Origin of the sequence: Natronosporangium hydrolyticum (assembly GCF_016925615.1) — a bacterium.
Classification (GTDB): domain Bacteria; phylum Actinomycetota; class Actinomycetes; order Mycobacteriales; family Micromonosporaceae; genus Natronosporangium; species Natronosporangium hydrolyticum.
In genome coordinates, this window is record NZ_CP070499.1 from 1,725,043 (window position 1) to 1,737,553 (window position 12,511).

At 70.0% G+C, this 12,511-nt stretch carries 9 protein-coding genes; 5 read left to right on the forward strand and 4 right to left on the reverse strand.

The window, feature by feature from the left end:
* The first annotated feature begins 7 nt into the window (after positions 1-7).
* Positions 8-1,015, forward strand: coding sequence for a GNAT family N-acetyltransferase (locus JQS43_RS07780; protein ID WP_239678385.1), 1,008 nt, complete (start codon positions 8-10; stop codon positions 1,013-1,015).
* A 24-nt stretch (positions 1,016-1,039) separates the two neighbouring features.
* Here the strand turns inward: JQS43_RS07780 and JQS43_RS07785 are convergent, their stop codons facing one another.
* Both JQS43_RS07785 and JQS43_RS07790 read right to left on the reverse strand, forming a co-directional pair.
* Positions 1,040-2,620 carry an alpha/beta hydrolase gene (locus JQS43_RS07785; protein WP_239678386.1) on the reverse strand — a complete coding sequence of 527 codons (1,581 nt, stop codon included), beginning with the start codon at positions 2,618-2,620 and terminating at the stop codon, positions 1,040-1,042.
* Positions 2,621-2,630: 10 nt separating this feature from the next.
* Positions 2,631-3,710 (reverse strand): ATP-dependent DNA ligase, encoded by a 1,080-nt coding sequence (locus JQS43_RS07790; protein WP_239678387.1) that lies wholly within the window; start codon positions 3,708-3,710, stop codon positions 2,631-2,633.
* A gap of 184 nt (positions 3,711-3,894) precedes the next feature.
* Between JQS43_RS07790 and JQS43_RS07795 the strand changes: the two genes are divergently transcribed.
* A complete protein-coding gene (locus tag JQS43_RS07795) occupies positions 3,895-4,878 on the forward strand; it encodes a hypothetical protein (RefSeq protein WP_239678388.1) in 984 nt (327 codons plus the stop codon).
* A 109-nt stretch (positions 4,879-4,987) separates the two neighbouring features.
* Here JQS43_RS07795 and JQS43_RS07800 read toward each other — a convergent pair whose 3' ends face one another.
* Positions 4,988-5,722 (reverse strand): DUF4142 domain-containing protein, encoded by a 735-nt coding sequence (locus JQS43_RS07800; RefSeq protein WP_239678389.1) that lies wholly within the window; start codon positions 5,720-5,722, stop codon positions 4,988-4,990.
* Positions 5,723-5,987: 265 nt separating this feature from the next.
* Between JQS43_RS07800 and JQS43_RS07805 the strand changes: the two genes are divergently transcribed.
* The 3 genes from JQS43_RS07805 (at position 5,988) to JQS43_RS07815 (ending at position 11,075) form a co-directional block, all read left to right on the forward strand.
* The gene (locus tag JQS43_RS07805) at positions 5,988-6,893 is read left to right on the forward strand and encodes a ferredoxin (protein ID WP_239678390.1); all 906 of its coding nucleotides are present in this window, start codon (positions 5,988-5,990) and stop codon (positions 6,891-6,893) included.
* 123 nt (positions 6,894-7,016) lie between these two features.
* Positions 7,017-9,434: an NAD(P)/FAD-dependent oxidoreductase gene (locus JQS43_RS07810; RefSeq protein ID WP_239678391.1), complete on the forward strand. Its 2,418-nt coding sequence runs from the start codon at positions 7,017-7,019 to the stop codon at positions 9,432-9,434.
* Between the two features lie 609 nt (positions 9,435-10,043).
* Positions 10,044-11,075 carry a hypothetical protein gene (locus JQS43_RS07815; RefSeq protein WP_239678392.1) on the forward strand — a complete coding sequence of 344 codons (1,032 nt, stop codon included), beginning with the start codon at positions 10,044-10,046 and terminating at the stop codon, positions 11,073-11,075.
* A gap of 144 nt (positions 11,076-11,219) precedes the next feature.
* On the opposite strand, the gene JQS43_RS07820 is transcribed toward JQS43_RS07815, so the two are convergent.
* The gene (locus JQS43_RS07820) at positions 11,220-12,500 is read right to left on the reverse strand and encodes a multidrug effflux MFS transporter (RefSeq protein WP_239678393.1); all 1,281 of its coding nucleotides are present in this window, start codon (positions 12,498-12,500) and stop codon (positions 11,220-11,222) included.
* Positions 12,501-12,511 lie beyond the last annotated feature (11 nt).

The following is a 12,511-nucleotide window of genomic DNA, read 5'->3' on the forward strand; positions in this document are numbered from 1 at the left end:
TGGCGTCATGGAGATCGACCTCATTGACCGTCCTGACTCTGCCGAGACCGAGGAGTTGCTCGCGCTACGGCACGCAGCGCACGCCGCCGACACACCGGATGAGCCGCCGCCGCTGCGCTCCCAGCTGCTCGCGGAGATCGCTCACCCCAGCCGGGAGTACCAACGCCAGTGGCTCGCCGCCCGGGTGGACGGCGGGTTGGTCGCCGTCGCCAGGCTGAAGTTGCCGCAGATCGATAACCGCCAGCTGGCGGAGGTCTTCGTCGAGGTGGCTCCCGGCCACCGGCGCCGAGGCATCGGACGGGCACTCATGGAACGCGCCTTCCGTCGCAGCGACGAGGCGGAGCGGTCCACGGTGGTCAGCGGCGCGATCCGGCCGCATCCGGACGGCCCGGCCCGGCCCGACGCCGGCGCCCGCTTCCTGGAGCGGCTCGAGTTCTCACCGGGGCTCACCCTGGTCCAGCGCCGGCTCGATCTCGCTGCCGTGGACGAGGCGGCCGAGCAGCAGCTGGCTGAGCAGTGTCAGCCCCACGCCTCCGAATATCAGCTGCACAGCTGGACCGGGGAGACTCCGGAAAGCTTCCTGGACGGGGTCGCCTACCTGGGCAACCGGCTCGTGGCCGACGCGCCGGCCGGCGAGCTCTCCGTGCAGAGCACCCTGGACGCGCCCAGGGTGCGCGCGGAGGAGCGTGAGCTTCTCCGGACCAGCCATCTGGTCTCGGCGGTGGCCCAGCACCGCGACACCGGGTTGGCGGGGATCAGCCAGCTCAAGGTGCGGCCAACGGGCGACCGCGGGTCAGTGACGTTGACGGTGGTCGACCCTCGGCACCGTGGCCACCGGCTCGGCATACTGTTGAAGATCGCGGTTCACCGGTTGGCCCGCCACACCTTCCCGGAGCTGGGGTACGTGCACACCGGCAACGCCGACACCAACGGCCACATGGCGGCGATCAACGAGCGGTTAGGGTTCGCCGCTTACCAGACCGGGGTTATCTACCAGCACCGCCGGCCGCGGTGAGCATGGCCGGCGGTGCCGGGCCGGTCACTCCGCCGGGCAGCGGGTTCCTTCCTCGGGGACGGTCAGGTCGATCAGGTAGGCGTCGACCGCGTCGGCGATACAGCTGACCTCCGGATAAGCGGTGTGGCCCTCACCCTCGTAGGTGAGCACCACGCCGACGCCGAGCAGCTCCGCCAGCCCCGCGGTCGCCTCGTACGGGGTGGCCGGGTCGCCGAGCGTGCCGATGACCAGGATCGGCGGTGCCCCCTCGGCGGGCCCGGTGGGGTAGGGGTCGCTCGGCACCGGCCAGAGCGCGCACCCGGCCACGCCGACCGCCAGCGGTGCCCCGAAGACCGGGTACTCGTCCCGCCACTCTTCCTGCAGGTCGCGGACCTGCTCGACGGTGACCTCCGTGTCAGAGTCGGCGCAGTTGATCACGGTGTTGGCGTCGAACATGTTGTCGTAGTTGCCCTCGGCGTCGCGCCGGGTGTAAGCGTCGGCGAGTTCGAAGACCACCGCCGGGTCGCCGGCGTCAAGCTGCTCCAGGGCGGCGGCGAGCTGCGGCCACAGATCCTGCGAGTAGAGGGTGGCGATCACCGCCCAGAAGACCCAGCCGGCGGTCGCCTCCCGGCCGTCCGGGCCGGTCACCGGCTCGTCCCGCGCCGCCTCGATCGCGTCGCTCACGGCGGTACGCGCGTCGGGCCGCAGCGAACACTCGTCCGGCGAGTCCGCGCACCACTGCGAGAAGTTGTCCAGCGCCCGCTCGAAGCCCTGAGCCTGACCCTCCACCGAGGTGAGCAGATCCTCCCGGGGGTCGATCGCGCCGTCGAGCACCATGCTCCGGATCCGGTCGGGATACATGTGGGCGTAGGTGGCGCCGAGCAGCGTGCCGTACGAGAACCCGAGGTAGTTGAGCTCGCCGTCGCCGAGCGCCACCCGGATCGCCTCCATGTCGTGTGCGGTCTGCTTGGTGGAGTACGTCCGCAGCGCGTCGCCGTACTCGGCGGCGCAGGCCTCGGCCTGCTGCTGACCTTCGGCGACCCCCTCGTCGAATTCGCCTTGGGTGACCGGATCCGGGTCGGCACCGAACGACTCGTCCAACTCTTCATCGGAGAAGCAGTCCACCGGGCTGGAACGGGCCACCCCCCGCGGGTCGAAACCGACCAGGTCGAACCGGGCCGTCACCGAATCGGCGAGCCCGCCGAAGACCGGCCCGAACGACAGGAACACCGCCGATTCGATCCCGGACCCGCCCGGGCCGCCCGGGTTGACCAGCAGCGAGCCGATCCGATCGGACTGGTCGGCGCTGCGGGCGCGGACCAGCGCGATCTCGTGCGTCTCTGGAGCGTCGGGTTGCTCCCAGTCCTGCGGCACGGTGACCGTGCCGCAGTCGTAGCTGGTGGCTTCGGTGAGCTGGTCGATCAGCCCGGGTGGGGCGATGTCGCCGAAGAGCTCGTCCAGCAGCTCCGGGCATGCCGCCCAGTCGACCTCGCCGTTCTCGTCGGCGGCAGCCGGGCCGCTCGGGCCCGCAGCGTCGTCGTCGGTGCCGGGCCAGTCTCCGGTACAGCCAGCGAGCAGGAGGGCGACGAGCGTGGCCGGGGCGACGAGGAGGCGGATGCGACTCATTCGTACGACGTTACTGGTTGCCCGCGAGCACTTGGTCGACGTCGTACCGGATCGGTTGCTCGAGTTGGCTGTAGTCGCAGGAGCGCGGGTCGCGGTCGGGGCGCCACCGCTTGAACTGGGCGGTGTGCCGGAACCGGTCGCCCTCCATCGCGTCGTAGCCGACCTCCACCACCAGCTCCGGCCGTAGCGGCTGCCACTCCAGCGTCTTGCCGGCGCTCCAGCGGCTCACCGCGCCGGGCATCCGGGTGCCGGGCTCGCCGGCCCACTCTGCCCAGGGATGCCCGGTGAGATCGGTCACCCGGTGCGGCTCAAGCTCGTCGAGCAGCTCCCGGCGCCGGGCGGCGGTGAAGCTCGCCGAGACGCCGACGAACCGGAGGCCGCCCTGCTCGTCGTAGAGGCCGAGCAGCAGGGAACCGACCACCGGCCCGGACTTGTGCCAGCGGAAGCCGGCGACCACACAATCGGCAGTACGGGCGTGCTTCACCTTGAACATCGATCGCTTACCCGGGGCGTACGGCAGGTCCGGTGGTTTGGCGATCACCCCGTCGAGCCCGGCGCCCTCGAAGATCTGGAACCAGTGCTCGGCGACGGCCGGGTCGGTGGTGCTCGGGGTGAGGTGGACCGGTGGGGTGACGCCGGCCAGCGCCCCGGCCAGCCGGGCCTGCCGCTCAGGGAACGGGGCCGTCAACAATGCTTCGTCGTCGATCGCCAGCAGGTCGAAGGCGATGAACTCGGCCGGCGTCTCCTCGGCCAGCCGCCGCACCCGGGACGCGGCAGGGTGGATCCGCTGTTGCAGCTGCTCGAAGTCGAGGCGGGGCAGGGCGCCCGGCTCGCGGCGGATCACGACCAGCTCGCCGTCGACCACACACCTGCGCGGGAGCTGGCCGAGCACCTGCTCGACCACCTCTGGGAAGTAACGCTGCATGGTCTTGCCGCCCCGGCTGCCCAGCTCCACCTGGTCACCATCGCGAAAGACGAGGCAGCGGAAGCCGTCCCACTTGGGCTCATACGTCATGCCGGCGGCGTGGGGGATCTCGGGCACGCTCTTGGCGAGCATCGGCTCGAGCGGCGGGTTGACCGGTAGCTCCACGGTAAACAGTCAACCACCTTTAGTGCCCACCCTTGACCCCGGGGTTCGGCCGCGACTAGCGTCCTGACCATCGGAAACCCCCCCGGCACTCGCGATCGGACCTCACGGAGGACACCCACATAGTCCAACTGTGAATGCTGCTCAGGCGGGACGGTCGCGTGTGCCATCCGAACGGAGGACGGGAATGACAAACAAGATGACTTCGCGTCGCCACTGGCGCGCGTTGTCTATCGTGGCCGCCGCCAACCTGGTGGCGGTCGGGCTGGTGGCTGGGCCGTCACAGGCGCAGTCGGTGAGCCTGTGCAGCGGGACGGCTGAGAACTTCACCATCGCCGGCGACCTCGCGGTGCCGGCCGGTGAGTCCTGCAGCCTGACCAACGTGACGGTCACCGGCGACGTGGTGGTCCGGGCCGACGCCAACCTGACGTTGGCCGGTACCACCGTTGGTGGTGACCTGACGGTCCGGGCCGATGGCTTCGCCCTGGTGCTTGACTCCAGTGTGGATGGGGTGACCACGCTGCGGCAGGCGTTCGGGCTCTCGGCCGAGGGGTCGGAGCTGGCCGGTGGGGTGGATGCGCGTAACTCCGGGTTCTTCTTCAGCGAAGAGACCACCTACGGTGGTGAGCTGTTCTCGCGGAACGGCCAGACCGTGGTGCTCGCCAGCTGGGTCGACGCGGATGTGCGTACCAACGAGGATCTGCTCACCGACGTGTCGGACACCGTGGTGACCGGCGGCGTCAACATCAACCAGGCGCAGCTCGGTTCGGTGATCTGCCGGTCCGAGGTCGACGGCGAGGTGCTGTTGCGCAACAGCGGCGACCTGATCCAGCTCGGTGAGGGTGCCGCGGTGGCCGACTGCGAGTTCAACGTGTTCGGTGCCGGGGTGACCCTGCGGAACAACGACGCCGACATCCGGATCGGCGGCAACGTCATCCGGGGCGACCTGGTCTGTGTCGACAACACGTCGGCGCCGACCGGTTCGGACAACCGGGTACGGGGCGAGAGCGTCGGCCAGTGCGAGGACCTCGCGCCGGCCATGGCGACCTTCGGTCGTACCAGCCCGGAGCTGAGCACCGACTCGCGGACCGACGAGATCCGGGGCCAGATCGACGACCGTTCGGCGGAGGCGGCCACGGAGGCTGCCGAGGCCGGACCCGCCGACCTGTAACTGTCCTTTCGGGTAACCGGAGAGACAGCCCGGGCCCGGGCACCCCCGTGGGTGCCCGGGCCCGAGTGTTGCTGGGCGCCACCACCAGTGAGGCGGCCGGCGCCGGCGATCACCGAGGACGCACAGTCCGGATCACCGTGACGGTGCCGGCGGCGGCCGCCACGCCCAGCAGGCCCCAGACGAACAGCGGGTCAACCCCGGCAGGGCTGGCGCTCAGGAAGCGGCTCCGGGTGCCGTGCGGCTCGGGTGGCGGTTGAATGTGCAGCCAGTCGACGATGCCGGAGCTCTCGAGATACTCCATGTGCCGGTTGACGAACTGCTCGCCGGTGTCGGCGAAGTCGCGCATCAGGTCGTTCTGGGTGCCGGCCCGGACGAAGGCGATCTGCGGGTAGATCTCACCGTGGGCCTCCCGAAGTCGCATGATGAACTCCAGGTCGAAGTCTTCACCCGAGGCCCGCTCCATCCGGTCGAGGAAGACCTGGTTGTCCGCGTACACCTCGTTCGGCAGCAGCACGCCGAGGGTGGCGGCGAGTTCGCGGGTGGCGTCGTCGAGCTCGATGTGTTCCTCGGCGATGAACCGGCCGATCTCGCGGATCTGCTCGGTGGTGCCCTTCTCCTGGGCCATCCGGCCGGCGGGGATCTCCCACAGTCCGGCGTACCGCACCTTGATCAACAGGTCCCGGTCAGCGGGCCCGAGCGGCCCCCACTCGGTGTCGACGAAGCCCTCTTCTTGTGCGTGCGCGGGGATCGCTGGCAGCACCGCCACCGCCAAGCCGATCCCGGCGGCGGCCAACAGAGCTGCGAAACGTTGCCAGCGCACCCGACGCGGCCGGCGTGGAATCATGGCACCTCCATCCAGGATGCTGGTCTGAACCCCCCGAACATTACCGCCACAAAGGTTAGGCGTTCGGCGGCGAAAGGCCAACCGTAAAATGCGGGTCAGGACACTCTTAGGCTTGTCTTAAGAGTGGCTTATAAGTGCAGCCCAGGGGCTTGTGGGGGGCCTGTATCCGGTCCTAGCATAACCCTGCTGAGCTGCGGTAAGGGCCCCGATATGGGAGTCAGACCACACTCCTTGACATTCCGTGTCGGTGGCCCATAATTGCTTGGTGCGCAGTGTCCAGGAGAGTTTGCACCTCGTCGCCGCCACGGTGGGCTTCCTATCTTTCTTCTTGATGTGGCTCGCCGTGATGTGGGGAATGTTCCTTCGTAACGGATGGGCCTTGACCTGGGTTCGTCACTCGACGTTACTGGCGACCCACACCACGGTGGCGTTACTCGGGCTCACTCTCGGGGCGGTTCACGCCGCGGCGCAGCTAGCCAAGCCGGCGAACCTGTTCACGGTGCTCGATGTACTGGTGCCCTTCTATCACTGGCGGGACCCGATCGGGACCGGGGTGGGGATCATCGGCCTGTACATCATGATCGCGGCGGCGATGTCGATCATGATCCAGCGTTGGTTGGGGTACAGCCGGTGGCGGGCGCTCCACACCATGACCTACGTGGGCTTCACTCTGGTGACCGCCCACGTCCTGATCTCCGGCTCGGACACCGGCATCGCCTTCCTCACCTACGGCGTCGCCGGTTCCTGGGTGGTCACGGTGGTGGTATGGCTACTCACCACCCCGGCGGTCGCCACCATCCGCAGCTGGCTCTCCGGCGGAGAGGAGAAGGCGGCACGGCAGAAGGTGCAGGACGTCTCGGTGGATGTCAGCGCCCAGCGGTGCGCCCGATTCGGCTTCTGCGAGCACGAAGCCCCGGACGTCTTCCGGCTGCGCAGCGACGGCCGGCTGGCCTACCGGGCGTCGGTGCCGGCCGAGGAGGCCGCGCCGGTGGTGCGCGCCGCTGAGGTCTGCCCGGCCCGCGCCATCACCCTGAGTAAGGTCCCCACCAGCATGCTCACCCCGGGCCCGCCGGAGCCGGGCCGTCGGGACACTGGGCCACCCGAAGAACCGGTCTCGCCCGCGGTAGCGGGCGGTCCTCGCCGCCGGCGTACCCCCCGCTATCGCGACTAGCCGGGCCACCCGGACCGACCGGGCCACCCGGACCGACTGAGCCATCCGGACCGACTGAGCCACCGAACATGTGGGACATCCGAATCGATCGACCGGACCGACGAAGGTTGGACATCTTCACTCATGACTCGTTTCCGCGGAAACTGGGAGACCGGACAGCGTCGCAGCCTCCGCCGGGTGCTCGTGGTGGGCGCCGGCCGCGCCGGTGTAGCCGCCGCTGAGGAGCTACGCCGGCAGGGCTTCGGCGGCGAAGTCCTGATCATGTCCGATGAACCCGAGGCCCCATACGACCGGCCATCCTGTTCCAAAGGTCTGCTGACCGGGCACAAGCGGCCCGCCGACGCCAAGATGCCGATGGGCGACGACCTCGCCCTGCAGTGGTTGATGGGGCGCAAGGCCGCGCACCTGGACCCGGAGCGGCGGGTGGTCACCGCCGACACGGATGAGGAGTTCAGCTACGACGGTCTGGTCATCGCCACCGGTGCCCGGCCAGTGTGGCCCAAGGAGTGGCCGCTGAAAGGCGAAGAGGGCCTCTACACCCTGCACGGCATCAAGGACGCCTGGCAGCTCCGCAAAGCGTTGCAGCGGGCCAAGAAGGTCGTGGTGGTCGGCGGCGGCCTGACCGGCTGTGAGGTGGCTTACTCGGTCCGGAAGATGGCTCGGGAGTGCGTGCTGGTCAACACCCAGGCCCACGTCATGGGCAAGACGCTCGGGGACGCGGTGGGTGAGTACGTCACCGAGGAGGTCATCCGCGACGGCGTCGACCTCCGGGCCAACCGGCGGGTGAAGGGCGTGGAGCGCTACAAGCGCGGCTGGGTGGTGGTCCTGGACGACGGCTCGGAGATCGAGACCGACGTGGTGGTCGCCACCATCGGCGAGCGGCCCGACACCAAGTGGCTGGCGGACTCCGGTTACGACATCTCCGACGGCGTCCTCTGCGACGAGAACCTGCGAGTGGTCGGCGGCGAGGACGTGGTCGCCGCGGGCACGATCGCCCGCTGGCCCAACCTGCGCTACCGTTCCGAACCGCGCCGGGTCGGGCAGTGGATCATGGCGTTGGAGCAGGGGCGGGCGGCCGCGTCGTCACTACTCGGCAGCGATCATCCCAGCCGCCCGGCGGCGCTGGTGCCGCGGTACTGGTCCGAACAGTTCGGCCTACGAATCCAGGTCTGTGGCGAGGTCGCGACCGGCGACGACATCGAGGTCTCGGTCGAGCAGCGCCGCGGCGGCAACAAGAACGTCGCCCGCAACGGCGTGATCGTCCACTACCACAAGCGCGGCGAGCAGGTCGGCGTCGCGGCAGTGAACATGCTGAAGGCGTTCACCACAGTGGCTCGGGAGATGCTGGCGGCGCCGGCCCAGCTCGCGGAACCGCCGAAGCTTTCGCCGCCGGCGCCGCCGCGTCGCGCCGTCACCGCCCGCATGATCGAGGCGGCGCCGGCAGAACCGCCGGCCCGGCACACCATCGACGTACCCGCCAGCGCGGTCCGGGACGTCTCCTACGAACCGTACGCTCCGGCGTACGCCCGCAGCGGTGGTGGTGGCCGGCGGGCGGCCGGCGATCAGCTCGCGCTGCCGGCAGGTCGCCGGCGGCGGGCGGAGCCAGCGCCGGAGCCGGTCGCGCACACCCCCGCCGAATACCGGCCCCGGCGGGCAGCGGCAGGTCATCCGCCCCCGGGCGAACGGCGCGGCTACCCCGAGCCGCCGTACCCGGAGCCCCGGTACCAGGAGCCCCGATTCCCGGAGCCCCGGTACCCCGAGCCCCGGTACCCCGAGCCCCGGTACCAGGAGCCCCGATTCCAGGAGCCCCGATTCCAGGAGCCCCGCTACTCCGAGGCCCCGCGCGGGCGGTCACGGCACCCCGAGCCGGCCTATCCCGAGCCGGCCTACCCTGACCGCTACTACCCGGACGCGCCGTACCGGGGATCGCCCCGCCGGCAGTCGATCGACCCACGTGAACCGGCGAAGGCTGGGCCGCCGCCGGGTCGTCGTCGCGAGCTTGCGGCGGCACCGCACCGGGGCCCCGTGCCCCAGGCAACGCCCGAGCGTCAGCCGGCCTATCCGGACTACCGCCCCGAGCCTGGTTTCGGCCCCGGCGGCTACGGGCCGCCCGGGTACGGCGAGGCTGGCTACGGCGAGGCTGGCTACGGGCCGCCCGGGTACAGCGGCGAGCCTGGGTACCGGCCACCTGGCTACGGATCGGGGCCCGAGCAGGCTTCGCCCCACTATCCGCGCGATCCGCAGACGCTCGGGTACGACGGGCATGACCCCGGTTACGAACACCGGCACCATCAGGCGAGCTATCCGGCCGAGCCCGACTATCCCCAGCCGGCGTACCCCGGCTACGGCCCGCCGGAGCCGTACCCCGGCTACGGTCCGGCCGATGAACCACCGGGTCGTTGGCGACCGGCCGCCGACTATCCGGTATCGCCTGCAGTGCAGCCGATGCGCCCGGTTTCGTCGTCACCCCGGCCGGTATCGCCGGGCCGGTCGGGTGGGCCGAGAGATCGGTTCACCACGGAGTTCGCCGCTGTTCGTTAAGTTTCGACTGGACCATTTTCGCGGCGCCGTCATTCCGGAAGCTCGCAGTGGCGGCGCCGGCGTCTAGGCGGGGAGCGCAGAGTGGCGGCGGCCGGCCGCGCTGTCCACGGGCAGCGACCGGCCGCCGCGTTCCCACAGGCCGTGGGCGGGAGGAGGAACCACGGCCTGAGCCTGTCATCAGCTGGTACGTGTGCCGCGCCGGTATGGTTGAAGACTTGGGGAAGAATCTGAGATTGTGGGTCACGCCATACTCTGGCCCCGCCGGGCGGCCCCTCCCGCGCCCCATTCTTTGTCCTCGTATAAGCGTGGTTTAAGGGAAGCTTTGCTACTTTAATTCTTCCTTGCTTTCTTGACATTGATCCACGGTGGCTTCTAGGTTTTGTCCGTCGAGCTGGTGCGTCCACCCCACCGACATTGGACGAAGAGTACGCACGACAATTTCGATTCGGCGTCGCAGCTTCCGCCCCATCGACATTGTCACCAGGGACTTCAGAGAGGTGATCTATCGTGCAAGAACGTGACTCCTTGCGGGAGCGCGTGTTCGCGGGCCGGATGCGGCAGGACGCGCGCCGGCGGCGGGCCGCAGTGGCACGCAAAGGGGGTCGGCGTTTGGTTGCTGTGTTCGCCGGACTCGGTGTGGTCGCTGGCCTGCTCACGGTGACCCAGCTGACCTCGTCCGCGCTGGAGGACACCGAGGGTGGTCTTGGTGCGGCGGACTGCGAGACCACGGTCACCGTCGAGGAGGTCTCGACCGATGAGGACCTTGAGCTCCACATTGAGGAAGACCCCGAAGGCCACGTGCACTACCACTACCGGAAGAAGGGTCGGGGCGGCAACGATGCGCCTCCGCCGCCGCCGGTGACCAACCCGGACTGTGAAGAAGGCGGCTCGGGCGGCGAAGACGGCGGGTCCGACGACGGTGACGGTTCGGGCGACGGCAGCGGCCCGGGCGACGGTGACGGTTCGGGTGACGGCTCCGGCGATGGCGGTGAGGACGGCTCCGGCGACGGTTCCGGGGATGGCACTGCTCCTGGCAGCAGCAACCCCGGTGGCGCCGACGGCAACAACAACGGCCTCGACGTACTCGGCCGCACCTGCGACGACAGCGACCTGCCGCTGCACACCGGCTTCCAGTCGGACGAGCCGCAGTGCGTGGACGTGCACATGGGCGAGGTCAGCGCGGCGGATAACAACCCGACCCTGTTGATCACCGAGTTCCCCGATTGGGTGGCGGTCGATGAGACCTTCACTATCACTGTGAGCACCCGCAACCTGGTCCGGGATCGGTTCCTGGGCGCTGGGGACGGCGGCTACTACCTGGAGCCGGGCTTCCTCGACGAGAACGGGGTCACCCGTGGCCACTTCCACGCGGGCTGCCTGAACCTGGTGGACGGCAATCAGGCGCCGGCCGCCAGCACCACCCTTGACCCGCAGTTCTTCGCCGCGATCGAGGACGGCGGCGGCGGCGCCGGGGTCGACTTCGTCACCGTGGAGATCCCGGGGCTCTCGGAGCCGGGCATGTACCGCTGCATGGTCTGGGCCGGGGACGGCTCGCACCGGGTGCCGATGATGTCCTTCGCCCGCCAGCAGATCGCGGTGGACGCGGTGCGCATCACCGTTACCGACGGCGAAGAAGGCTAGTGACCTACCTGCACTAGGGGAAGGCCCGGGACCCCGTCCGTCCGGGCCAACCCACCCACAGTCGGTCGCCGAGCGGAGCCGAGAGAGGCTCCGCTCGGCGACCGGCTGCTGTGTGTGGCCGGTGGCGGGGGACGCCGTCCGCGGCTAGTGGCCGACCACCACTGGATGGCCGTCTCCGGGGGGAAGATCCGGGATTCCCCGTCGGATCAGGAATGCGAGTAGCAGGGTGGCGGCGAGCATGCCGCCGGCGATCACCACCGCCATCGCCAGCCCTTCCGATCCGGGTGCCACCAGCCCCACCACCGGTGCGGCGAGCCCGCCGACGCCGAACTGCACCGCCCCGAGAACCGCCGCTGCGGTGCCGGCGGCCTCACCGTGCCGGGACATCGCCAACGCCGGGGCGTTGGGCAGGGCCAGGCCGGCGGCGGCGAGTACCAGCCACAGCGGCACCATGGTGCCGACGAGCCCGCCTACGCCGGTGGCGGCGAACCCGACCAGCACCAGGCCGGCGACGCTCCCGGCGACGAGCGCCGTTGCCAGCAGACGCTGCGGACTGTACCGGCGCAGCAACCAGGCGTTCAGCTGGGTGGCGGCGATCAGGCCGACCGCCCCGGCGCCGAAGGCCACCGCGAACTGTTGCTCACTAAGGCCGTACTCCTCCTGGAAAACGAAGGGCGAGCCGGCGACGTACGCGAAGAGCGCGGCCATCGCGAGGCCGGCGACCAGGACCAGCCCGACGAAGGTACGGTCGCGCAGCACGGTGCGGCAGCTGCGCAGAGTGGTACGGAGGCTGGCAGGTTGCCGGCGGGCCGGCGGCAGCGACTCCGGCAGTCCGTAGAAGGCGACGGCGATCAGCAGTACGCCGAATCCGGCCAGGACCACGAAGACGCCGCGCCAGTCGGTCCACCGCAGCACGGCGCCGCCGAGCGTGGGGGCGAGGATCGGCGCCGCCCCCATCACCAGCAGCAACCGGGAGAGCAGCCGGGCGAAGGCGGCGCCGCTGAACAGGTCCCGGAGGACCGCCATGGCGACCACCGCGGCGGCGGCGACGCCCAAACCTTGCAACACCCGGAACAGGCTGAGCGCGCCGATGGTGGGGGCGAACACACACAACGCGGAGGCGAGGACGTGGACGACCAGCCCGGCCAGCAACGGCCCGCGGCGCCCGAGCGAGTCGGAGAGCGGGCCGATCACCAACTGTCCCAAGCCGAGCCCGAGCAGCGTGCCGGTGAGGGTCATCTTGGCGGCGGTGTTGGTGGTCTGCAACTCTTCGGTGAGCGCCGGCAACGCCGGGAGATACATGTCGATGGTGAGTGGACCGATCGCGACCAGCGAACCGAGGACGAGGATGAGCCGCAGCCGTCTGGAACCGCTGAGCTCGTCTCCGGGCGGCGAGATCGGATCAGCGGCCAGGGTGGCGGACATCGGTTCTCCTC